The organism is Pseudomonas sp. MD330_10 (assembly GCF_042610415.1).
GTDB classification, from domain to species: domain Bacteria; phylum Pseudomonadota; class Gammaproteobacteria; order Pseudomonadales; family Pseudomonadaceae; genus Aquipseudomonas; species Aquipseudomonas rhodesiae.
In genome coordinates this window covers 191,343-214,007 of the sequence record NZ_JBHGZU010000004.1, presented here as the reverse complement: position 1 = coordinate 214,007, position 22,665 = coordinate 191,343, and the positions used below count along the sequence as shown (strand labels likewise).

25 protein-coding genes and 1 pseudogene are annotated in these 22,665 nt (G+C 61.8%); 12 read left to right on the top strand and 14 right to left on the bottom strand.

The features are described from left to right. Window positions 1–45 precede the first annotated feature (45 nt). The 5 genes from ACFZPT_RS08480 to ACFZPT_RS08460 all read right to left on the bottom strand — a co-directional run bounded on the left by ACFZPT_RS08480 (window position 46) and on the right by ACFZPT_RS08460 (window position 3,581). Entirely contained in the window at window positions 46–981 is a 936-nt protein-coding gene (locus ACFZPT_RS08480) for a glutathione S-transferase family protein (RefSeq protein ID WP_099312807.1), read from the bottom strand. Between the two features lie 82 nt (window positions 982–1,063). Further along, window positions 1,064–1,333, bottom strand: a complete 270-nt coding sequence (locus tag ACFZPT_RS08475; protein ID WP_034096020.1) for a GIY-YIG nuclease family protein — start codon at window positions 1,331–1,333, stop codon at window positions 1,064–1,066. Between the two features lie 36 nt (window positions 1,334–1,369). Then, window positions 1,370–1,840, bottom strand: coding sequence for a nuclear transport factor 2 family protein (locus ACFZPT_RS08470; protein WP_034096019.1), 471 nt, complete (start codon window positions 1,838–1,840; stop codon window positions 1,370–1,372). Window positions 1,841–1,935: 95 nt separating this feature from the next. Continuing rightward, entirely contained in the window at window positions 1,936–2,571 is a 636-nt protein-coding gene (locus tag ACFZPT_RS08465) for a response regulator transcription factor (protein ID WP_034096018.1), read from the bottom strand. A gap of 200 nt (window positions 2,572–2,771) precedes the next feature. Continuing rightward, on the bottom strand, window positions 2,772–3,581 hold the full coding sequence (locus tag ACFZPT_RS08460; protein ID WP_034111851.1) for a response regulator: 810 nt from the start codon (window positions 3,579–3,581) through the stop codon (window positions 2,772–2,774). Between the two features lie 379 nt (window positions 3,582–3,960). Between ACFZPT_RS08460 and ACFZPT_RS08455 the strand changes: the two genes are divergently transcribed. The 8 genes from ACFZPT_RS08455 to ACFZPT_RS08420 all read left to right on the top strand — a co-directional run bounded on the left by ACFZPT_RS08455 (window position 3,961) and on the right by ACFZPT_RS08420 (window position 11,665). Then, window positions 3,961–4,587 carry a DUF1120 domain-containing protein gene (locus ACFZPT_RS08455; protein ID WP_099312808.1) on the top strand — a complete coding sequence of 209 codons (627 nt, stop codon included), beginning with the start codon at window positions 3,961–3,963 and terminating at the stop codon, window positions 4,585–4,587. Between the two features lie 45 nt (window positions 4,588–4,632). After that, complete coding sequence (locus ACFZPT_RS08450; protein ID WP_034096015.1) at window positions 4,633–5,247, top strand: DUF1120 domain-containing protein; 615 nt, start codon at window positions 4,633–4,635, stop codon at window positions 5,245–5,247. Window positions 5,248–5,279: 32 nt separating this feature from the next. Continuing rightward, on the top strand, window positions 5,280–5,900 hold the full coding sequence (locus tag ACFZPT_RS08445) for a DUF1120 domain-containing protein (protein ID WP_034096014.1): 621 nt from the start codon (window positions 5,280–5,282) through the stop codon (window positions 5,898–5,900). Window positions 5,901–5,985: 85 nt separating this feature from the next. Continuing rightward, entirely contained in the window at window positions 5,986–6,612 is a 627-nt protein-coding gene (locus ACFZPT_RS08440) for a DUF1120 domain-containing protein (RefSeq protein WP_052448334.1), read from the top strand. Window positions 6,613–6,631: 19 nt separating this feature from the next. After that, on the top strand, window positions 6,632–7,333 hold the full coding sequence (locus ACFZPT_RS08435; RefSeq protein WP_034096013.1) for a fimbria/pilus chaperone family protein: 702 nt from the start codon (window positions 6,632–6,634) through the stop codon (window positions 7,331–7,333). Between the two features lie 92 nt (window positions 7,334–7,425). Then, entirely contained in the window at window positions 7,426–9,840 is a 2,415-nt protein-coding gene (locus tag ACFZPT_RS08430; RefSeq protein ID WP_379555137.1) for a fimbria/pilus outer membrane usher protein, read from the top strand. A gap of 11 nt (window positions 9,841–9,851) precedes the next feature. Then, a complete protein-coding gene (locus tag ACFZPT_RS08425) occupies window positions 9,852–10,997 on the top strand; it encodes a DUF1120 domain-containing protein (RefSeq protein WP_379555139.1) in 1,146 nt (381 codons plus the stop codon). Between the two features lie 17 nt (window positions 10,998–11,014). Beyond that, window positions 11,015–11,665, top strand: coding sequence for a DUF1120 domain-containing protein (locus tag ACFZPT_RS08420; RefSeq protein WP_034096012.1), 651 nt, complete (start codon window positions 11,015–11,017; stop codon window positions 11,663–11,665). Here ACFZPT_RS08420 and ACFZPT_RS08415 read toward each other — a convergent pair. Both ACFZPT_RS08415 and ACFZPT_RS08410 read right to left on the bottom strand, forming a co-directional pair. Further along, complete coding sequence (locus tag ACFZPT_RS08415) at window positions 11,662–12,927, bottom strand: CynX/NimT family MFS transporter (RefSeq protein WP_034111844.1); 1,266 nt, start codon at window positions 12,925–12,927, stop codon at window positions 11,662–11,664. The two genes, ACFZPT_RS08420 and ACFZPT_RS08415, sit on opposite strands and share 4 nt — an antisense overlap. Continuing rightward, window positions 12,917–13,576 (bottom strand): FadR/GntR family transcriptional regulator, encoded by a 660-nt coding sequence (locus ACFZPT_RS08410; protein WP_099312811.1) that lies wholly within the window; start codon window positions 13,574–13,576, stop codon window positions 12,917–12,919. Before ACFZPT_RS08410 ends, ACFZPT_RS08415 begins: the two co-directional genes overlap by 11 nt. A 158-nt stretch (window positions 13,577–13,734) precedes the next feature. Here ACFZPT_RS08410 and ACFZPT_RS08405 point away from each other — a divergent pair. Together ACFZPT_RS08405 and ACFZPT_RS08400 are read left to right on the top strand one after the other, a co-directional pair. Next, window positions 13,735–14,045: pseudogene (locus tag ACFZPT_RS08405) on the top strand (type II toxin-antitoxin system MqsR family toxin). Continuing rightward, on the top strand, window positions 14,042–14,530 hold the full coding sequence (locus tag ACFZPT_RS08400) for a type II toxin-antitoxin system MqsA family antitoxin (protein ID WP_034096009.1): 489 nt from the start codon (window positions 14,042–14,044) through the stop codon (window positions 14,528–14,530). Before ACFZPT_RS08405 ends, ACFZPT_RS08400 begins: the two are co-directional and overlap by 4 nt. Before the next feature lie 66 nt (window positions 14,531–14,596). Here the strand turns inward: ACFZPT_RS08400 and ACFZPT_RS08395 are convergent, their stop codons facing one another. The 4 genes from ACFZPT_RS08395 to ACFZPT_RS08380 all read right to left on the bottom strand — a co-directional run bounded on the left by ACFZPT_RS08395 (window position 14,597) and on the right by ACFZPT_RS08380 (window position 18,766). Beyond that, window positions 14,597–15,361 (bottom strand): amino acid ABC transporter ATP-binding protein, encoded by a 765-nt coding sequence (locus ACFZPT_RS08395; RefSeq protein WP_034096008.1) that lies wholly within the window; start codon window positions 15,359–15,361, stop codon window positions 14,597–14,599. Window positions 15,362–15,372: 11 nt separating this feature from the next. Further along, complete coding sequence (locus ACFZPT_RS08390) at window positions 15,373–16,470, bottom strand: amino acid ABC transporter permease (protein ID WP_034096007.1); 1,098 nt, start codon at window positions 16,468–16,470, stop codon at window positions 15,373–15,375. Between the two features lie 10 nt (window positions 16,471–16,480). Then, window positions 16,481–17,662 carry an amino acid ABC transporter permease gene (locus ACFZPT_RS08385; protein ID WP_099312812.1) on the bottom strand — a complete coding sequence of 394 codons (1,182 nt, stop codon included), beginning with the start codon at window positions 17,660–17,662 and terminating at the stop codon, window positions 16,481–16,483. A 72-nt stretch (window positions 17,663–17,734) separates the two neighbouring features. Then, a complete protein-coding gene (locus tag ACFZPT_RS08380) occupies window positions 17,735–18,766 on the bottom strand; it encodes an amino acid ABC transporter substrate-binding protein (protein ID WP_034096005.1) in 1,032 nt (343 codons plus the stop codon). Between the two features lie 347 nt (window positions 18,767–19,113). Here ACFZPT_RS08380 and ACFZPT_RS08375 point away from each other — a divergent pair, with 347 nt between their 5' ends. Continuing rightward, complete coding sequence (locus ACFZPT_RS08375; RefSeq protein ID WP_034096004.1) at window positions 19,114–19,770, top strand: alpha/beta hydrolase; 657 nt, start codon at window positions 19,114–19,116, stop codon at window positions 19,768–19,770. A gap of 96 nt (window positions 19,771–19,866) precedes the next feature. Next, complete coding sequence (gene rhlB, locus ACFZPT_RS08370; protein WP_034111841.1) at window positions 19,867–21,336, top strand: ATP-dependent RNA helicase RhlB; 1,470 nt, start codon at window positions 19,867–19,869, stop codon at window positions 21,334–21,336. A gap of 134 nt (window positions 21,337–21,470) precedes the next feature. On the opposite strand, the gene moaE is transcribed toward rhlB, so the two are convergent. The 3 genes from moaE to moaC are packed head-to-tail and all read right to left on the bottom strand — an operon-like array spanning window position 21,471 to window position 22,635. Continuing rightward, window positions 21,471–21,920 carry a molybdopterin synthase catalytic subunit MoaE gene (gene moaE / locus ACFZPT_RS08365; RefSeq protein WP_034096002.1) on the bottom strand — a complete coding sequence of 150 codons (450 nt, stop codon included), beginning with the start codon at window positions 21,918–21,920 and terminating at the stop codon, window positions 21,471–21,473. A 2-nt stretch (window positions 21,921–21,922) separates the two neighbouring features. Then, a complete protein-coding gene (locus ACFZPT_RS08360) occupies window positions 21,923–22,165 on the bottom strand; it encodes a MoaD/ThiS family protein (protein WP_034096001.1) in 243 nt (80 codons plus the stop codon). Continuing rightward, window positions 22,162–22,635 (bottom strand): cyclic pyranopterin monophosphate synthase MoaC, encoded by a 474-nt coding sequence (gene moaC, locus ACFZPT_RS08355; RefSeq protein WP_034096000.1) that lies wholly within the window; start codon window positions 22,633–22,635, stop codon window positions 22,162–22,164. The genes ACFZPT_RS08360 and moaC overlap by 4 nt, the downstream gene beginning before the upstream one ends. Window positions 22,636–22,665 lie beyond the last annotated feature (30 nt).

The window sequence follows — 22,665 nt, the reverse complement described above, 5'->3', positions numbered from 1 at the left end:
ATGGGCGGATGGTTTACCTCACCTGTTGTGGATAAATAATTTCATTCACTGCGCCTGGATACGGAAACCGAAGCGCGGGAAGTGCACATGCACAGTGCCTGCGCGCTCGTCGCTACGGCGCAGGATCAGCTCCTCGCGCCCGGCAAACAGCAGCTCGCCGGCCACTGGGTCGACGCCGTAGTCGATCGCGCTGATGGTCACCGCCTGGCCGGGATGGAAGCCGTTCAAGTCTTCAAACGCTTCGTCCGGCAACGCCGCCGGGGTGGCGTTGCGCGCAATCTCCAGCGCTTGTTCGGCGGTCATCTGGTTGGGCGTGCCGTGGCCGAAACCAAGCACGCGCCCCAGCCATGCGGACACTGCCGGGTAGGCGTCCACCAGGGGTGCTGTAACTGGCGTGGCTTTGAGGAACCACAGCGAATGGGCCAGGGAGAAGTCGGCAATCGACGGCTCGCCAAACAGAAAATCCCCCGCCTCGCGCTGCAACTGTTGCTCCAGGCGCGTCATGATCGCTGGCCATTGATGCTTGGCCACGTCGGCGCTCAGCTTGCTCGCCGAACCGCCGCTGAACAACGCGGCGCGGTCGGCCATAAAAGCTTTGATCGCTTCCGGCGGCAATTTGCCGAAGCGCACCGCCACCGATTCCGGCTGGAACACCAGGCTCACCGCGTGAGCGAACACCACGCTGTCGGCCCAGGTGGCGAAAGTCTGGGTGATCATTTCCTGGCCGAGGGGGAACAGCGCCGGCGCGGCTTTTTCCTGCTCCAGGCGTCGGGCGATCAGCGCGGTGTCACAGTAGATATCGGCGCCGACCTGCAACACCGGAGTTTTGCGGTAGCCGCCGGTGAGCGCGGTCAGGTCCGGTTTGGGCATCACCGGCGAGATCAGCACGGACTGCCAGGACAGGCCTTTGAAGCCCAGCAGCAGCCGAGCTTTTTCTGCAAAGGGAGAGGTGGGGTAGTGGTGAAGAATGAGCTCAGACATGCCAGGGTCCAGTTGTCAGGTTGAGCTGCCAGCTTAGCGCGCAATGGGTGGCGATGCCGTGATGGGAACCCATCAGTCGAATCTATGCACCACTGGCGGCCAGGCACTCCTTGGCGCTCTTCTTGAGTTTTTTGATCAGCCGTTCCTGACGCAAGGCGTCGCCTTTGCTTGCACATTGCTCGGTGTACACCAGCGCCACCGCCGGGCTGGACTGGAAAAACCGCGCGCCCTTGCCGCTTTGATGCTGAGCGAAGCGGCGCATCGGGTCATTGCTGATGCCGCAATACAGCGCGCCGTTGGCGGCGCGCACCAGGTAAACGAACCAGGGTTTGGGGTCGGTGGGAGTCGTCACGGATCGAGTCGGTCAACCAGAAGAGCGCCCAGCTTATCAACGACTGGCCTGGAATGCCTTGAGACCTTTGCGTGCCTGGGCGCGTACGGCGTTTTTCACCAGCGGCGTCCAGCCCAGCAACAGACCTTTGGTGCCCAGGGCCTGACGCGACCAACGCCACAGATCGAAGTGGTCGTGGTGCTCGCAGATCTTGCCGTCACGGAACACAAAACGCGCCTGGATATCATTGACCACTGTGTTGCCGGTGGCGCTGAACAGGTAGGTCGCCACCCAATGGGCGCTGCCGCGGGTGTCGTCGCTGCGCACTTGGTCGAAGGTCAGCGAGAAGTCCTTGGCGCGGGTGGTGAGCATGCGCCACATATCGCCGACGTCCCGACCGCGCAGCTCACCGAACGCCGGGTCGCTGAAGATCACGTCGTCGCTATAGCAGGCGCTCATGGCGTCGGCGTCCAGGCGTTGAAACGCGCGGTAGAACTCGGTGATCAGGGCGTTGTGGGCATCACTCATGGGCAGGCTCCGTCGACGGCGAAAAAGATAGGCGCACGATAAGCCGCCCGCGCCGCCAAGGCTACTGACATTCACCGCGCCAATAGTAGCCCGCCTCAGGGCACCATGCCGCAACTGCGGGCATAGGCGAAGAGGTCTACGTCGGTGGAAATGCACAGCCGGTTCATGGCAGTGCTCTTCTGCTTGCTGATGGTGGACACACTGCGATTGACCCGCGCCGCGATCTGGCTGACGGTCATGCCGCTGGCCAGCATGCGTACCACCTCACGCTCTTTTTCGGACAATTGCGGCTGTCGCGATTGGTCACCCGGCCCGGCTTCTACCAGTTGGGCCCGCAGGCATTCACTGACAAAGGTCTGGCCCGCGCTTACGGTCTTGATCGCCAGCGGCAGCTCCTTGGCCGACGCACTTTTGGCCACGATAGCTCGCGCGCCGTGGGCAAAGGAGGCTCGCAACGTGGCGATATTGGCAAACATGGTCACCAGGATCACCGGCAACGTCGGGTACTGGCGGTGCAGCAGGCTCAACAAACCGTAGCCGTCCGCCTGCTGGCCACCAGGCATGGCGAAATCGGTCACCAGCACATCGCAGGGTGTGGTCGCCAGCACACGCAGCAGTTGATCGGGACCGTCGGCCTCGCCCACCACTTTGCACCGTCCATTCGCCTCGATCACCACTCTCTGCCCGATGCGTACGATGGGATGATCGTCAGCAATGATTACGCGAAGCATAAATACCCACAGATGATGGCCACTAGATTCCGCGCAAAATACCCCCGCCGCCATCCCTCAACAACCGCAGAAGTCTCGGCGTTTTTCCTCACGATCAATGTTTGATAGCCGCCGCTTTTGGACCTACAAAATAAAAAGAAAATACCTACAGCTATTACCCTCAACACAGCCTTCCCTTTCCCTACAAATGTCTGCGGGCATCACAATGAGCCCAAGTAAGTGAGGTAAGCACGTAGGTCGGCCTGGAAGGCGTCCAGGTGCGCCTCATTCAACACCACGCCCTCGGCATGCACCCGCTCGATCAGGCTCATGCCGCGTAGCTCCAGCTCGGCCATGCCCAGAAAAGCCAGGCTACCCACCAAGCGGTGCAGGCTTTCGGCAGTCAACGACGCGTCGCGGATTTTGCGTGCATGGTCGAGCATCAGGGTGTCTTCCCGCGCTTCGCGCAGCAGGCTGACGAGCATCTGGTCGACAACCCGCGCATCCCCGAAGGCTTCGATCAGACCCGCACGGGTCGGCCAGCCCGTGGTCTTGGGCAGCACCGGCACCACATCTGACGGCCCCGGTAACCAGCACGCCAACACCCCATGCAGTTGTTCAAGGGTCAACGGTTTGACCAGCCAGGCGTCCATGCCGGCGTCGCGACAACGCTGTGGGTCGTCATGCACCAGGTTGCCGGTCAGGGCAATGATCGGCACCCGCCGCTGTGCGTTGGCATGTTCGCGCAGGCGAATCGCGCGGCTCATGGTGTAGCCGTCCATCTGCGGCATCTGGCAATCGCTGATCACTAGGTCGAAGGGGGTCTCGGCCAGAGCCGCCAAACCGTGCTGCCCGTCAGTTGCCAGTTGGTGGCCCAAGCCGAGTTTTTTCAATAGCCACCCCATCAAGACGCGGTATGTCGCATGGTCTTCCACCACCAGGACCTTCAGGTGCCGCCAATGGAGGGGCGGCTCGGTCGAAGGTGTCAATTCACGGGAAAGCACTGCGTCCGAAGATACGTCAGTCTCCATGGTCACCTCATGGTTGCGGTCGTTTTTGCAGCACGCGGCATTCGCAACAAACCGACAGCGCTGACGTAGCAGCCAGGCAAACAGAGTCGAAACACTCACATGACTACTTATCGCGACGTCACGCTATCTCCATGGGTGGCGTCATGACGATGCAAAAACTACGAAAAAACCAACTTTCCTACATATTCGGCAAACCTATTCCGACAAGCATCCGACACACGTCTGCCGCTTGATCATTCTCGTAATAGTTGTATTCCCCCTCCTGTGCCCCGTCGCTAGATTGCACCCCACCCCGATCACAGGGAACGGACGACCGCACCGCGGCGCCTCGAAACCGACATGCTTGCCAACCACCGACTTTGTATTGGAACAACCTGAAATGAACACGTCGTTAAACCTGGTGGGTGCCGCCCTCTTGCTCGCCAGTGCCTCATCCGCGTTTGCGACCAGCTCCGTGGAGCTGACCGTCAAGGGCACCATCACCCCCAGCGCCTGCACGCCCAGCCTGCCTGGGGCCGTGGACTTTGGAAAAATCTCGGCCAAGGACCTGACCCCCGACAACCACACCGTGCTGGAAGTCAAAACCCTGCAACTGACGGTGAGTTGCGAAGCGCCGACGCTCTTTGCCATCCACCCCGTCGACAACCGGGTAGGCACCTCGACCCGCTCCGGGGCTTATGGCTTGGGGCTGGTGGACGGCACCACGGAGAAACTGGGCCGGTATTTCCTGTCGCTGCGCAATCCCATGGCGGATATTCCGTCGACGTTGTTGGGGCAGTACACGACGGATCGATGGTCGCCCGTGGATGAGGACGAGGCGATCATCCCCGGCATGCTGGTGGCTTTCGGCAGCCTCGACGCCCAAATCGGCTGGCTCCCCCATCCCCTGCAAAATGCCGCCGCAGAGTTCGTCTTCAACACCGCGATTGCCCCGGCAAACGACCTGACTCTGACCAACGACGTGGCATTGGACGGCTCCGCCACGCTGGAGCTGAAGTACCTGTAACCCACTCAACACTGCGTTGACCTCTCCCGAAAGGACTCTGTGCCCATGAAAGCCTTTGCTTACCGGCTCCTGCTGACACTGCTGTGTGTACCGCCGGCGTTCGCCGCCAGCTCCACCGACCTCGCCGTCAAGGGCAGCATCACCCCCAGCGCGTGTGCGCCATTGATGTCCGGCGGCAGCGAAATCGACTTCGGAAAAATGACCGCCAAGGACCTTAACTCGGATCACTACACCTCTTTGCCGGGCCAGTCCCTGCACCTGAGCGTGGTGTGTGAGGGGCCGACGTTTTTTACCTTAAATACCATCGACAACCGCGCTGGCACTTCCGCCAGCCCCAGACATTGGCATGGCCTGGGCATGACGCCCCATGACGAAAAACTCGGCGGCGTGGCCTTCCGCGTGCGCAACCCCGTGGCCGATGGCGCCGTGGTGAGGATGGTGATATCCAGCGACGGTGTGACCTGGAACCCCAGCGACATCCTGAGCTACGCATTCAAAAGTGCGGTCGCCAGCGATTCCGGCCAACTGGCGCCCATTGCGGTGAAGGACTTTAACGCCGATCTCAGATTATTCACGCGGGTTGCCCCCGCAGACGAGTTGACGCTGATCGATGAGGTGCCCATCGACGGTCACGTCACCGTACAACTCAACTACCTCTAACTGCCCATTGACTCGAAAGGAACTCGCTCCCGATGAAAAGCCTGCTCACTCCCCTCGCCACCGGCCTGTTGTTGCTCGGCTCTGCCGCCACTTATGCGGCGTCCACGGTCGACTTGACCGTCAAGGGCCTGATCGTACCCAGCGCCTGCACGCCGAGCCTGACCCGGGGCGGCGTCATCGATCACGGCAAGATTTCCGCCAAGGACCTGCGCCCGGACAACCCAACGCTGATCGGCACCCACACCATGACCATGGCGGTCATCTGCGATGCACCGATTCAATTTGCCCTGCATTCCGTCGACAACCGTGCCGGCTCATCGGCCTCTCCCGCCAATTACGGCCTGGGCCTGATAAACGGCACCCAGAAACTGGGTTGGTTTCTGCTGACCGTGCGCAACCCGGTCGCCGACGGCGCGCAGATGCAGTCGATTGTCTCCGGCGATGGCGGCAATACCTGGTACGGCGATAACGCCTGGGATGCCGGCCTGTACGTATCGATCGCCACCATGGCCGACCCTAGCCAGCCGGCCTCGGTCAAGGAACTGGTCACGGACCTGGAAGTGCAAACCGTGATCGCCCGTACCGATGGCCTGGACCTGAGCAACGAGGTCACCATCGACGGCTCCGCCACGCTTGAAGTGAAGTACCTGTAACCCTGGGTGCCCATGCCTGGCTGACGCGTGCGGCATGGGCTTTTTTTCGGATCTGCCGAGCTTGCCTCGGCCAATGGCGCAATCGATGAACACCTACCCCTGCACTGCGGTGATCGTGTTTTGGCTGACCAGCGCCGCTGCGGCCCACGCCGCATCGAAGGTGGATGTCACCGTGACCGGTCGGCTGACCCCGGACGCCTGCCTGGTGACGCTGTCCGACGAAGGCGTGATCGACCACGGCAAAATTCTTTCCCATACCCTCAGCGACGACGTGGTCACCGAGCTGCCCAGTCGCGTACTGCAACTGCATGTGCAGTGCGGCCGGCCGATGCTGTTCGCCCTGGTGGGGCTCGACAACCGAGCGCAATCCTCCCTGGACCCTGATGTGCTCTATGGCCTGGGCCGAAATATCCATGCCCCGGCCGAGCGCCTGGGCTCGGTGGCCCTGTCATATCGCAACCCGGTGGGAGACGCCCAAGTCTTGCAAGTGCTGGCCTCCGATGACAGCGGCGAAACCTGGCGCCCGGCGTCCGAAGCCTGGCCCAAAACCTATATCGGCTTTGCTCCGGTCGGGGATCGCCAGCCCGATTTCATCGGCCAGTTAAGCGCCCAACTCCAGATCGACACGTCCATCAACGCGACCCAGTACCTGACCCTGGATCAGGCGGTGCCGCTCGATGGCTCCGTGGTGCTGGACCTGCGCTACCTCTGACCTCTATGGAACCCCTTTCATGACCACAGTGCTCAACCCCGCAACCTGCCTTATGGCCCTGGCGCTGCTGCTCGGCGGCACGGGCGCACGGGCTGACGGCATGGTCCCTGACACCTCCGTGGTGATCGTTCACGAAGCCGAGGGCGAAGCCGCCGTGTCGGTCACCAACACCGACAGCCAACTGGCGCTGCTGCATGTCACGTTGCAAGACATCCCCGAAGACACCGAACCCTTGCTGGTGGTCACGCCGCCGCTGTCGCGGGTGGAGCCGTCCAAATCGCAACTGGTGCGCTTCATCCTGCAAAGCCAGCAACCGCTGCTCACCCAGCGCCTCAAACGCGCGATTTTCGAAGGCATGCCACAGGGCCGCCCCGCCACGCAAGCCGGGCATGCCCGGGTGGGTGTGACGGTACGCCAGAACCTGCCGGTGATCATTCATCCCAAGGGCTTGGCGCCCAATCGCACACCTTGGACTGAGCTGACGTGGTCACAGCATGGCAATACGTTGCAGGTGCGCAATACCAGCCCTTATGTGGTGCGCCTGGCCCAGGAGCTGCGCCTGCTGCCCGGCGACGGCAAGGCGATGTTGCCGCGCACCTATGTGTTGCCGGGGGAAACCCTGAGTGTGCCGGCCAGCGGTGGTCCGGCCACCAAGGTCCGGCTGCAACCGGCCACGGTGTACGGCTTTGCCGTGGCGGCCTACGAAGCACCGATTACCTGACGAACAACCCCAGGCGGTTACCGCCTGCATCGAAGTGACGGCTCGATGACCGTCACCAGGACGCTCCAGCGTCCATCATTCGAGTGCCCTTTGTGAAAACAGTATTGAGTTACCGTGACGGCGCCACTGTGCCCGTCACTATCACGCTGCTGCTGGCCTGTACGCTGGCACCCTTGGCCGCCAGCGCCGATGCACGCCAAGGCTTCGATGCCACCACCCTGCGGCAACGCGGGATTGACCCGCACCTGGCCAGCCTGCTGCTGGAACCTCCGCGCTTTGCCGCAGGGCGGCATGCCGTCAGCCTGCGGGTCAACGGCCAGCACCGCGGTCGGCTTGACGTCAACTTCTATCAACAAGGTGCCTTGTGCTTCGACCGTGCCTTGTTGGACGCCGCCAACCTGCGCTTACCTGACGACAGCGGCCCCTGCCACGACTTTCTCGCACAGTATCCCCAAAGCCTGGTGGAACCGGACCCAGCCACGCTCACGGTGGCGTTGGTGGTGCCGACCGAGGCGCTGCGCCCGCTACAACAGGATGTCTCGGGCTATGAAACCGGTGGCGTGGCCGGCCTGCTCAATTACGACCTGACCGGGTTCTATAACCGCTTCGGCGACAGCGACAGCCGCTTCGGCTCGGCCAACACCGAGGTCGGCTTCAATGCCGGCGACTGGATCGTACGCAGCCGTCAGGTGCAGACCTGGCAGGACGGCCTCTCGCGCAGTACGCACCTGGAGGCCTATGCCCAGCGCACCTTTGCCAGCCACCAGGCGGTGCTGCAGGCGGGGCAGGTCAACCTGTACAACCCGGTATTGCCCGGCGCGCAGATCACCGGTGTGCAGGTCCTGACCGAGCAGGCGCTGCAAGAGCAGAGTCAGGGCGCGACCATCGACGGTATCGCCAACAGCCCGGCCCAAGTCGAAGTGCGCCAGAACGGCACGTTGATTCACTCCACGGTAGTTCCCGCCGGGCCGTTTTCCTTGACGGGCGTGCGGCGCCTGAACTCGCGCTCCGACGTCGAGGTGACGGTCAAGGAAAGCAACGGTGGCGAACGGCGCTTTACCGTTCCGGCCGCCATGCTCGGCCTGGGGTTGCCGGCGCGGGGTTACTCGGTGTCGGCGGGGCGTGTGCGCAACATCGGCGATGCCCAGGGAGACGATCCCTGGGTGGTCAGCGCCGGTTGGACCGGTGCCGTACACCCGCAACTGTCGCTGGGCAGCGGCGTGCTGGCCGCCAGCGAATACCGCGCCGCCGGTGTGAGCCTGGGCTGGTTGCCGGGGTTGGACAGCCAGGTACAACTGGCCAGCCAAGTGGCCGACACGCATGCACGGGACCAGGTGCGCGGTGTGCAGACCGACCTGTCGTGGTCCCAGCGCCTGAACGATCAATGGTCGTTCAGCGTGGCCAACGCCTGGCGCACGCCGGGTTATCGCGAACTGGAGGAGGCCACCTACGAGGCCGAGACCACCCAGCAGCGCCGCTCGCGCTATCGCGACCAACAAAGCGCCAGCCTGGGTTGGGCGCATCCGTGGCTGGGTGCATTCAGTGCCGGGGTGTCGCGCTCCAGCAACTTCGACGGCGACAGCAGCAGCCGGGGCTTGGTGTCCTGGGGCACCAGCGTCAGCGGCGTGTCGTTATCGGCCAGTGCCGAGTGGCAGATGGGCGGGCGCCAACAGCAGGACAACGCGTTCTACTTCAACGTCAGCCTGCCCTTGGGGGATAACCGGCGCGTGCGGGCCTGGGTGCGCAATTCAGGGGGCGAGCACCGTACCGGTGTGGGGGTGAATGAGCAGATCGACGACCAACTGAGCTACCGCGTCAGCGCCGAACACGACACCCGCGACCAACAAGTGGAAACCACCCTCGGCCTTTCGGCCCTGCCCCGCTACAGCCAGCTGGATGTCAGTTACAGCCGCTCCGACGCCGAGCGTTCGAGCTATCAGGGCAGCGCTCGCGGTGGCGTGGTGGTGCATGGCGGCGGGGTCACGTTGTCACCCTATCCGGTGCGTGACACCTTTGCCTTGGTTTCGGTGGGCGACATCAGCGGCATCAAGCTCAGCACCCCCAGCGGCCCGGTCTGGACCGACTGGCAAGGCCAGGCCGTGGTCCCCCAGATCAGCCCCTATGGCCGCAGCCCGGTGGAAGTGCAAACCCGTTCGCTGCCGCGCAATGCCGATATCAATAACGGCCTGGCGATGCTCGCGGCCGGACGCGGCGCCGTGGACCGCGTGGAGTTCGGCGTGAGCCTGACCCGTCGCGTGCTGCTCACCGCCCGCACCGAACAGGGCGTGTTGCTGCCTCGCGGCGCCAGTGTCAGCACCGCCAACGGCGAGTTCGTGACCTTGGTTCAGGACGGCGGCCAGGTGTTTCTGCCCAATGTGCTGGCCTCGTCCGGCCTGTGGGTCAGTGCCCCCGGTTTGCCCCGTTGTCGCTTGCAGTTCGAGCTGCCGGATGAGGGCGATCCCGAGGTGTATTTCGAAACCGCACTCGCGCGCTGTACCCCATCATGAGGACCGTAACCATGCCCCCTATTCGCCTGCTGCGGCAGTTGACGGCCGCATCGCTGCTCATCGTCGGCGCCACAGCCAACGCGTTGGCCAACGACGAGTGCCAGTTGACCCTCAGCGAATCGCTGCTGGACCTGGGCCTGATGAACCGCCTGGCGCAAACCGACAGCGCACCCCAGCGCCTGCTCGGCGAGCGCCGCTTGCGCCTGACCCTTGCGTGCCCGCAAGCGCAGGACCTGAGCGTGTTTTATCGCGCCCTCGCCGCCAGTGCCGAACGCCTGCAATTCACCGAACACGGCAGCTACGCGCTCGAACTCAGTGACGGCGTAGTGGATGGTCGGTCGGTGGAGTTGGGCTTGATGCCCGTGGCCGGGCAACCGCCAGCCGTGGTTGGCCCGCGCTTGACATGGCGCACTGGTCACCTGGTGGCCCCCGTGCAAGGCGGCGCGGTGGTACAGGGTAAAACCTTTTCCCTGCAACTGAGCCTCAGCGCCTGGACGGACAGGGCCGCAACCTACGTGCGGGACGCCACCACCTGGGAGGTCAACGGGACGTTCGAGGCCCAGCGCAGCGGTCGTTACCGTGAACTGACCCTGCGCGCGCACTTCGCGCCGGTGGCGTGCACGCCGCAGTTGTCCAACGGCGGCCTGGTGGATTACGGCACCTTGCTGGCCAAGGACCTGAGCGTCACAAACGAAACCCCGTTGCCCACCCGCACCCTGCAAATGACCGTCAGTTGCGACGCGCCCGTGCCCTTCGCCTTGCGCATGCACGACAACCGTGAAGGCTCGGCCACCGGCGGCACCGACGAGACCGCATACGGCCTGGACCGCGACGGCAGCCAGAACAAGATCGGCCGCTTCTACGTGAACATCGACCCGGAAGACTTTTCCGCCGATGCCTACGGCGCGCTGTATCGCACCGACTCCACCAGCAACGGCGCCGCCTGGAGCAGCGCCAGTGCGCGGCAGATCCCCATCGCCGCCAACAGCTATATGGGCTTCACCCACCTGGCGGGCAGCACCCAAGGCCCGGTGGCGATCCAGCACCTGAGCGGCACGTTACGCATCAAGGCTTACCTGGCGCCGACCCAATCCCTGGATCTGCGTCAGGTGGTGCAGATCAACGGCTCCGGCACCCTCGAAATCATCTACCTCTAACTTCTGGAATTGACGCCATGAACGCTTATCCCATCGTTTTTTACAGCCTGCTGTTATTGACCGCCACGGCCCACACCCAGGCCGCCTCCAGCGTCGATCTGACGGTCAAAGGCGTGGTCACGCCCACCGCCTGCGACCCTCAGTTGTCCGGCGGCGGGCTGATCGACTACGGCAAGATGTCCCAGCAGGATCTGAACCTGGAGACCAGCACGCGGCTGCCGATCAAACACCTGCAAGTGAGCATCGCCTGCACGGCGCCAAGTCGTTTTGCGCTGCGCATGCGCGACAATCGCGAGGGCACCGCAACGGTCAACAGCGAGATTTACTACGGGCTCGGACTGGACAACAGCGGCAACCGGCTTGGGCTTTACTCGATGACCTTCGACCCCCGCAACACGCTGGTGGACAGCACCGTGACGGTGTACGGCACCGAGTCCACCACCGGCGGCCTGGCCTGGCGCACCGCCAACCTCAACCCCATTGATATCGGCGCCAATAGCTACCTGGGCTTTACCGCCAGGCAGGGCAGCACCGCCGGGCCTTCGGCGATCCAGGAGCTGATCAGCACGGTCAAGGTCCAAGCGGTGATCAACGCACGGCAGAACCTGGACCTGAGCACCGACACCCTGCTCGACGGCTCGGCGACTCTGGAAGTGATCTATCTCTAGCGTTTCTCGCTGGTGACCTGCACATAACGCGCACGCCCTGCGCCCAGGCCGGCAATGATCGCGCCCAGGCCGATCACCGCGAAAATCCAGCCGATGGCGCTCCAGCCGCCGGTCCAGTCGTGTACCAGGCCGACCGCAAACGGGCCGAGGGACGCCAGGGTATAGCCGAAACCCTGAGCCATGCTCGACAGGTTCGCGGCGACGTGGGCATCCCGCGAGCGCAGCACGATCAAGGTCAATGCCAGGCTGAAGGTGCCGCCCTGGCCCAGGCCGAGCAGGATCGCCCAGCCCCACAGACCGTCCAGCGGCGCATAGAGGCAACCGAACAACCCGCCGAGGGTCAGCAGCATCACCACCACGATCGCCAGGCGCTGGTCGCGGCCACGAGTGGCCAACCAGGGCGCGGCCAGCGAACTGATCAATTGCAGGATGATCGAGCCGGACAGCGCCAGCCCGGCCTCGGTTGCGCTGAGGCCGCGGCTGATCAGAATCGACGGCAGCCAGCCAAACACGATGTACGCCAAGGACGATTGCAGGCCCATGTACAACGTCACCTGCCAGGCCAACGGATCGCGTAACAAGCCTTTGACCTGATACGCGACGCGATGGGCGCCGTGTCGTTGCCCGACCTGGGGCCACCACACCAACGCCGCCACCACCGCCGGCACCATCCAGAAGCCCAGGCCCATGCTCCAGCGGTCGCCGAACACATGGCTCAGCGGCACTGTCGCCCCCGCCGCCAGCGCGGCGCCCAGGCACAACGCCATGGTGTACACGCCGGTCATGGCCCCGGCCTGGCGAGCGAAATCACGCTTGACGATGCCCGGCAGCAACACGCCGATAATGCCGATGCTCGCCCCGGCAATCAGGCTGCCGGCAAACAGCCCGACCTCACCGAATGCACTGCGCAGAATGATGCCACCGGCCAGTGTCAGCACGATCCCCAGCACCACGCGCTCGGCGCCGAATCGCCGCGCTAGAATCGGCGCCAATGGCGCAAACAGCCCCAGGCACAGCACGGGCAAAGTGGTCAGCAAACCGGCCTTGGCCGCCGACAAGCCCAGGCTGGCCGACACATCGCTGAGCAACGGCGCCATGCTCGACAACGCCGGGCGCAGGTTCAACGCCACCAGCACCAGGCCCAGCAGCAACAGCCACGGGCGGCTGACCTGCGGCGGGGTGTGCTGGACCTCGTCGTCATCGGCCTCGGCATCGATCAGCAGTTCTTCGAGTTCGGGTGTGCGTTGGGCTTCAGGGTTCATGGATCAACTGTCGGCAGAGGGATTTGGCGCGTTCCGGGTCTTGCTGCTCCACCGCTTCAAGCAAGGCGCTGTGCAGGTCGAACACCGCCTGGCGGCGTGGTGAAACACTGAGGGTCTGACGCAACTGGGCGCCGACGATGGCGGAAAAATACTGGTACAACTCGCTCAACGCCGGGTTGTGCGCGGCATCCACCAGGCGGGTGTGGAACACCAGATCGGCGTGGATATAGGCCTCCAGGTCACCGTGATACAGCGCGGCGCTGGTGCGCAGGGCTTGATGCAACCCCTGCAGGTCTTGCTCGGTACGGCGTTGCGCCGCAAGACCAATGGCCTCCACTTCGAGGATCTGCCGGGTCTCCTGCGCCTGCGCCAAGGTGCAGTGGGACAACGCACGCATCGCCCCCAAAGGGTCAGTCATCGAGCGCAGATAACTGCCGTCTCCCTGGCGGATCTCAATCAACCCGGAAAACGCCAGCACCCGCATGGCTTCACGCACGGTATTGCGGCTGATCCCCAGCTCGGCGGACAACTCCGGCTCGGTAGGCAAGCGCTCGCCGACAGCCCATACGCCCTGAGCGATGCGCAGGCGCAACTGTTCAAGGGCCTGGTCGACCAGCGAGCGTTTGATCAATGGGACGCTGTCTGTCATGGATTTCGCGCTTTCGTCCAATCATAGGATGAATTTTCCTACAGCCTATTAGGACTCAGCTACAAAGGCAACGCACTAGGGTTATCAGGCGGAAAACGAAGCAAGATTTTCGATTGGTAAAATTACCCTTAAAGGGTAATTATCAACTTAGGTGTCTTATGGAAAAGCACACACCTCATTACGATTTGGCTCAAGTCAAGCAAGAGGTCATCCGGCTAGGTGCGCGCGCTTTCACCGCCAGCGCGCGAGAGGGAGGGCGGCAGCTGGAGTTGAGCCTCGGTCAGATGCGACTTGCCGTTTGCGCTCTGGAAGCTCGAATGTTGTACAAGTCAATGACGACATACGCAGACCATCGGATATGCAGGACGTCTATCTGATCAAGATTTACGGCACGGAGATTTACATCAAAGTGACCTACCGTCCAAGCGGTGGGCCGCCGGTAATCTCCTTCAAGGAGAAAACTTCATGAGAACCCGACAATGCGTGAGCTGCGGCGCTGCTGAAGGCATGCAGCATTTCGAAGGTCGCACTTTCACGATCAATACCCGCGGCATGCTGCGCAAGATTCCTGATATCGCCGGCTGGGAATGCCAGGTCTGCCATGAAAGGGAGTTCGATATGGACACCGACAGTGCAGAGCGTTATTCCACTGCCAGTGATCAACTGTTGGTCGATGCGCGAAAAGTCATTGCCGCCGAAATAAAGCGAATTCGGCGCAAATTACATCTGACCCAAAAGGAGGCTGTGAGGCTGTTGATTGGCCGCGGCCACAACGCATTTTCCCGGTACGAAAGGGCCGAGGTGTTTCCACCTGAGCCATTACTCATCCTGATGCGCTTGTTGGATAAACATCCCCACCTGTTGGCGGAGATAGAGACGCTCAACGTTGGCGAAGATCTTAACCGGCTGCTCATCGCCAAAGACGCGCAACAGCTTTCAGCTCAGGCGTCCTGACACGGTCGACAGGCAAAAATAAACCCGGCGCCAAGGCCGGGTTTATCTTCAAGCATTACCGCAGGATCAATGCAGAATCTGGCTCAAGAACAACTTGGTTCGATCATTCTGCGGGTTGTCGAAGAAGTCATTCGGTGCCGCTTGTTCCACGATTTCGCCTTTGTCCATGAAGATCACGCGGTTGGCCACGGTGCGGGCAAAGCCCATTTCGTGGGTTACGCAGAGCATGGTCATGCCGTCTTCGGCCAGGCCGATCATGGTGTCGAGTACTTCTTTCACCATCTCTGGGTCCAGTGCCGAAGTCGGCTCATCGAACAGCATGATTTTCGGTTTCATGCACAGTGCCCGGGCAATCGCCACACGCTGTTGCTGGCCGCCGGACAACTGCCCCGGAAACTTGTGGGCCTGCTCCGGGATGCGCACGCGCTCCAGGTAGTGCATGGCGATTTCTTCGGCCTTGCGCTTGGGCATCTTGCGCACCCACATCGGCGCCAGCGTGCAGTTCTGCAGGATGGTCAGGTGCGGGAACAGGTTGAAGTGCTGGAACACCATGCCGACTTCGCGGCGGATTGCTTCGATCTGCTTGAGGTCGTTGGTCAGCTCCACGCCATCGACCACGATGCGGCCCTGCTGGTGCTCTTCCAGGCGGTTGAGGCAGCGGATGGTGGTGGACTTGCCGGAACCCGACGGGCCGCACAGCACGATACGCTCGCCCTGCTTGACGTTGAGGTTGATGTCTTTCAACACATGGAACTGGCCGTACCACTTGTTGACGCCCTGCATCTGGATAATGCCTTCAGGGCCCACAGGCTGTTTGATTGCTTCGCTCATCAAAAGAACTCCTAACGCTTGTGGCCTGTGTCGAGCTTGCGTTCCAGGTGCATGGAATAGCGCGACATACCAAAACAGAAAATCCAGAACACCAGGGCGGCGAACACGTAGCCTTCAGTGGCCATGCCCAGCCATTTAGGGTCGGCGGCGGCTTGCTTGACGCTGTTGAGCAGGTCGAACAGGCCGATGATGATCACCAGGCTGGTGTCCTTGAACAGCGCGATGAAGGTGTTGACGATCCCCGGAATCACCATCTTCAGGGCTTGCGGCAGAATCACCAGGCCCATGCTGCGCCAGTAGCCCAGGCCCATCGCTGCGGCCGCTTCGTACTGGCCTTTAGGGATGGCCTGCAAACCGCCACGCACCACTTCGGCCACATAGGCCGACTGGAACAGGATCACGCCGATCAGCGCCCGCAGCAACTTGTCGAAGTTCATGCCTTCGGGCAGGAACAACGGCAGCATTACCGAGGACATGAACAGCACGGTAATCAGCGGCACGCCGCGCCAGAATTCGATGAAGGTCACGCAGACCACACGAATCGCCGGCATGTTCGAACGCCGCCCCAAGGCCAGCACAATACCCAAGGGCAAGGCGCCGGCGATGCCGACGGTGGCGATGACCAGGGTCAGCATCAGGCCGCCCCATTGGCTGGTGGCCACGGTGGCCAGGCCAAATACACCGCCATGCAGCAGGAAGAAGGCGATGATCGGGTACAGCACCAGGAAGCTCAGCCCGTAGATTGCCTTGCGCGGGAAGCGCGAGATGAACAACGGTGCCACGCCGACGATGGCCAGCCACACGGTCAGGTCCACGCGCCAGCGCAGATCGCCGGGGTAGTAGCCATACATGAACTGCCCGAAACGCTGTTGGATGAACACCCAGCAGGCGCCCTCCTTCGTGCAGTCGGCGCGGGTGGTGCCAACCCAGTTAGCGTCCAGGATGGCCCAATGCAGGATCGGCGGCACCACCAGGTACACCAGGTAGATCGACAGCAGGGTCAGCAGTGTATTGAGCCAACTGGAAAACAGGTTGGCGCGCATCCATGCCATCGGCCCGAAGACTTTGCTCGGCGGCGGCATATCAGGTTTGAAAGTATGCGAACTCATGTGCGTTTCCTCACCGCTCGATCAGCGCAATGCGCTTGTTGTACCAGTTCATCAGCAGGGAAATGCTGATGCTGATCGCCAGGTACACGCTCATGGTGATGGCAATGACTTCGATCGCCTGGCCGGTCTGGTTGAGCACCGTGCCGGCAAACAGCGAAACCATTTCCGGGTAACCGATACCGGCGGCCAACGACGAGTTCTTCGCCAGGTTCAGGTATTGGCTGGTCAGCGGCGGAATGATCACCCGCAGGGCCTGCGGGATGATGACCTTGCGCAGCGTCGGACCGTTACGCAGGCCCAGGGAGCGAGCGGCTTCGGTCTGGCCATGGCTGACGGACTTGATGCCCGAGCGCACGATCTCGGCGATAAACGCTGCCGTGTACACCGTCAGTGCCAGGGTCAGCGCCAGCAGTTCGGGGATCAATACCCAGCCGCCGACAAAGTTGAAGCCTTGCAGCTTGGGCATTTCCCAGTGCAGCGGCACGCCGAAGATCAACGCGCACAGTGTCGGGATCACGATGAACAGCGCCAGGCCCGCCCAGAACTTATGGAACGGCACGCCCGTGGCTTCAAAGCGTTTATTGGCCCAGCGCGCCATCATCACGATTGCCACGATGGCCAGCACAATGCTCGCCAAGAACGGCCAGAAACCGTCAGCGGCCAGCGCCGCCGGCATGTTCAGGCCACGGCTACTGACAAAGAAGGTATCGCCGAAATTATGGCTGTTGCGCGGCCCTGGCATGGTCAGGAACACGGCGAAGTACCAGAACAGGATCTGCAACAACGGCGGGATGTTGCGGAAAACTTCCACGTATACCGTCGCCAGTTTGTTGATCATCCAGTTCGACGACAGGCGCGCCACGCCGATGATAAAGCCCAGCAAGGTGGCCAGAATCACGCCGATGAACGTCACCAGCAAGGTGTTGAGCAGGCCGATCACGAAGACCCGGGCGTAGCTGTCCGATTCGGTGTAATCGATCAAATGCTGCGCGATGCCGAAGCCGGCACTGCGTTCAAGAAAGTCGAAACCCGAGGTGATGCCCCGGTGCTGAAGGTTGGTCTGGGTATTGTTGAAGAGGTACCAGCCCAGCGAGACCACCGCCACAATCGTGATGATCTGGAAGAGCCACGCACGCACTTTGGGGTCGCTGAAGCTGAGCTTCTGCTTGGGTGCGCCGATTTGATTTTGCATGAAGTGCCCCGGAAAGAATGGAACAGAACATCACCCGGCGGTTGGCCCACCGGGTGACAGAACCATCAGCGATCAGCGCACAGGCGGTGCGTATTGAATGCCGCCGTTGTTCCACAGTGCGTTCAGGCCACGGTCGATTTCCAGCGGGGTGCTCTTGCCCAGGTTGCGCTCGAACACTTCACCGTAGTTACCGACTTGCTTGACGATCTGTACGACCCAGTCCTTCTTCACTTTCAGGTCTTTGCCGTATTCACCGTCGGCACCCAGCAGACGAGCTACGTCCGGGTTCTTGGTGGACTTGGCTTCAGCCTCGACGTTCTTGGAAGTGATACCGGCCTCTTCCGCGTTGAGCATGGCATAGCCTACCCAGCGCACGATGGCCAGCCACTCGTCGTCGCCGTTACGCACGACCGGGCCCAGTGGTTCCTTGGAAATGGTTTCCGGCAGTACCACGTAATCCTTCGGCGAGGCCAACTTGCTGCGCTGGGCGAACAGTTGGGACTTGTCGGAGGTCAGCACGTCGCAACGCCCGGATTCGAGCGACTTGGCGCTTTCGTCGGAGGTGTCGAAGGTGATCGGGGTGTATTTCAGACCGTTGCCACGGAAGTAGTCGGAAACGTTCAGCTCGGTGGTGGTACCGGCCTGGATGCAGATGGTTGCACCGTCCAGTTCCTTGGCGCTTTTGACGCCCAGCTTGTTGTTAACCAGGAAGCCGATGCCATCGTAATAGGTAATGAAACCCGGGAATTTCAGGCCCATGCCCGCATCGCGGGAGCTGGTCATGGTGGTGTTACGGGACAGAATGTCGACTTCGCCCGATTGCAGCGCGGTGAAACGCTCTTTGGCATTCAACTGGCTGAATTTGACCTTGGTGGCGTCACCGAAGACGGCAGCCGCCACAGCGCGGCATACGTCAGCGTCGATCCCCAGGATCTTGCCGCTGGCATCCGGTACCGAGAAACCCGGCAAGCCGTCACTCACGCCACACTGTACAAAGCCTTTCTTCTGCACAGCGTCCAGGGTTGCGCCGGCTTGGGCGAAACCGCTGACACCCAGTACAGCGGCCGCGCATACGATGGCCAGGGTGGATTTCAATACCTTCATTCAAACCTCCAGTTTTGCTCTTGTTGTGTCGGAGCTCGAATCCCAGCGCACCCTTATGAGGCGATATTGACCCGTGTTGGCTTTTTTTAGGGTCAAGCGGCATGGGACTGTCGCATTAATTCCAGCGGCTATCTCCCAAGCGGCACTCACTGATAGTGTTACCGACCGAGGATAGTTCTGACATCGACCTACACATAGCAAGCGCCGTACCAGAGTGACGGCTGAGTCGTTTCAGCCCAGGTTCAAGGGTAAAAGATTCAACGTTGCGACATCTTGTTAATAAATCAACCCACTGCGCACCGTTCCGACGCACCCAATCGGAGCGAGCGCACGTTTATGGAGCGAACATGACCGACCCCCTTATTCTGCAGCCCGCCAAGCCTGCCGATGCCTGTGTTATCTGGCTGCATGGCCTGGGTGCCGATCGCTATGACTTCATGCCCGTAGCCGAAGCCCTACAGGAAGATCTGCTGTCCACCCGATTCGTCTTGCCCCAGGCACCGATCCGTCCGGTAACGATCAACGGCGGTTACGAGATGCCCAGCTGGTACGACATAACGGCCATGAGCCCCGCCCGCTCCATCAGCCTGGAAGAGCTGGAAATTTCGGCGCAAACCGTAATGGATTTGATCGAAGCGCAAAAAAGAACCGGGATAGACGCGTCGCGAATTTTCCTCGCGGGGTTCTCCCAAGGCGGCGCCGTGGTTTACCACACCGCTTTTCTGAAGTGGCAGGGACCGCTGGGTGGCGTGATCGCCCTCTCCACCTATGCCCCCACGTTCAGCGATGAGCTGGAGTTATCCGCCAGTCAACAGCGCATTCCGACCCTTTGCCTGCACGGCCAGTACGACGACGTGGTGCAGAACGCCATGGGTCGTACAGCAATGGAGTACTTGAAGCACCATGGTGTCACCGTGACATGGCAGGAATACCCAATGGGACACGAAGTGTTACCTGAAGAGATACAAGACATTGGGCAATGGCTGAGCGACCGCCTGCGCTGAAACCCTCGCTTTATGTAGCCGTATGACAGACGCACTACGCCGCGCCCGAATCTTGCATTACACTGGCCGGCGTATATTCCTTAACCAATTAATGAGATCACCGTGCTCAAAGCACTCAAGAAGATGTTCGGCAAAAGCGAGGCTGAGCCGCTCGCGCCTGTTCCCAGCGCCCCTGTCCCGACGCCCGGCAGCCGCAATGACGGTCAACAGCCCGGCCGGACCGCACCTGTGGCCCCGCCCAGGAAGCCATCGGTGACCGCGCCCGAACAGACTGCACCGGCTGAGGCCACGCCAGCCCCGCAAGCCAAAGCACCGCGCCGTCAACGTGCGCCCAAACCGCCGGTCACCCCATGGAAACTCGAAGACTTCGTCGTCGAGCCCCAGGAAGGCAAGACCCGCTTCCATGACTTCAAGCTGGCTCCGGAACTGATGCACGCCATCCAGGACCTGGGCTTCCCGTACTGCACGCCGATCCAGGCGCAGGTGCTGGGCTTTACCCTGGCCGGCAAAGACGCCATCGGCCGCGCGCAGACCGGCACCGGCAAGACCGCCGCGTTCCTGATCTCGATCATTACCCAACTGCTGCAAACGCCGCCGCCCAAAGAACGTTACATGGGCGAACCGCGCGCGCTGATCATCGCGCCAACCCGCGAGTTGGTGGTACAGATCGCCAAGGACGCCGCCGACCTGACCAAGTACACCGGCCTCAACGTCATGACGTTCGTAGGCGGCATGGACTTCGACAAGCAGCTCAAGCACCTCGAAGCCCGCCACTGCGACATCCTGGTTGCCACTCCGGGTCGCCTGCTGGACTTCAACCAGCGCGGCGATGTGCACTTGGACATGGTCGAAGTGATGGTGCTGGACGAGGCCGACCGTATGCTCGACATGGGCTTTATCCCACAGGTACGCCAGATCATTCGCCAGACCCCGCCGAAAAGCGAGCGTCAGACCCTGCTGTTCTCCGCGACCTTCACCGAAGACGTGATGAACCTTGCCAAGCAATGGACCACCGACCCATCGATCGTGGAGATCGAAGCGGAAAACGTCGCCAGCGAAAACGTCGAGCAGCATATCTACGCCGTGGCCGGTGCCGACAAATACAAGCTGCTCTACAACCTGGTCAACGACAACGGTTGGGAGCGGGTGATGGTGTTCGCCAACCGCAAGGACGAAGTGCGCCGCATCGAAGAACGCCTGGTGCGTGACGGCGTAAACGCCGCGCAACTGTCCGGCGACGTGCCTCAGCACAAACGCATCAAGACCCTGGAAGGTTTCCGCGAAGGCAAGATTCGCGTGCTGGTGGCCACCGACGTGGCAGGCCGCGGGATTCACATCGACGGCATCAGCCATGTGATCAACTTCACTCTGCCGGAAGTGCCGGACGACTATGTACACCGCATCGGCCGTACTGGCCGCGCCGGAGCGGCGGGTGTGTCGATCAGCTTTGCCGGGGAAGATGACTCGTATCAGTTGCCGTCGATCGAAGCGCTGCTGGGGCGCAAGATCAGCTGCGAGACACCGCCGACGCATCTATTGCGGGCCGTAGAGCGCAAACGCCCGTAAGCTGAAATGCGATAAAAAGTGGGAGGGGGCTTGCCCCCGATAGCTATGGCACATTCAACACCTCTGTTGACTGACACACTGCTATCGGGGGCGAGCCCCCTCCCACATTTAATTTCAGCTGATTTTTGACCGTACTACTTCCAGCGATCCGCCGCAGTGTGGTCGCTGTCTCGCCCTTCCACCCAGCGCGCACCTTCCGGGGTGTTTTCCTTCTTCCAGAACGGCGCACGGGTCTTCAGATAGTCCATCACAAACGCACAGGCGTCGAACGCCGCCTGGCGATGTGCACTGGCGGCCGCGACGAACACAATCGGCTCGCCCGGCCCCAGGGCGCCGACGCGGTGCAGCACCTCCAGCTTGAGCAATGGCCAGCGCTGCTCGGCTTCGGCGGTGATCTTGGCCAGGGCCTTTTCGGTCATGCCCGGATAATGTTCGAGGAACATGCCAGACACATCGCGCCCATCGTTGAAGTCGCGCACGTAGCCAACAAAGCTCACCACCGCGCCCACGCCTACATTCGCGGCGTGCATGGCATTGACTTGCGCACCCGGATCAAAGGCCTCCACCTGCACACGAATGGCCACGTTCAGCCTCCGGTCACGGGCGGAAAAAACGCCACGTCATCACCGGCCAAGACCGGTTCGTCCAGATCACACAACTCCTCGTTGCGCGCGCACATCAGGCTCGCCTCGTTAAGTACGGCGAACTCGGGGTCGCTGGCCAAGGCCAGGCGCACGGCATCCACGGTGGCAAACTCGCCTTCCATCTCCAGCGAATCGAAGCCCACCGCCTCGGCGTAACGCGCAAAAAACAATACGTTGATGCTCATGCCTGGTCTGCCTTGAAATGCCCGCTCTTGCCGCCGAGTTTTTCCAGCAGGCGAATGTTTTCGATGGTCATGCCGCGATCCACCGCCTTACACATATCGTAAATGGTCAGTGCGGCGACGCTGGCGGCGGTCAACGCTTCCATCTCCACGCCGGTCTGCCCCGAGAGCTTGCAGCGCGCGACGATATGTACGGTATTTTCCCCTTCAGCGGCCAGCTCGACCTTGACGCCCGTCAGCATCAGCGGATGGCACAGGGGAATCAGATCACTGGTCTTTTTGGCCGCCTGGATCCCGGCGATACGGGCCACGGCGAACACGTCGCCCTTGGGGTGGGCACCGTCGACAATCATTTTGAGGGTCTCGGGCAGCATGCGCACCCGCGCTTCGGCCACCGCCTCACGGAACGTCACGGACTTGTCGGTGACGTCGACCATATGGGCGCGACCTTGGGAATCGAGATGAGTCAGCACGAGGCCTCCTTGAGGCAGCAAAAAAGCTAA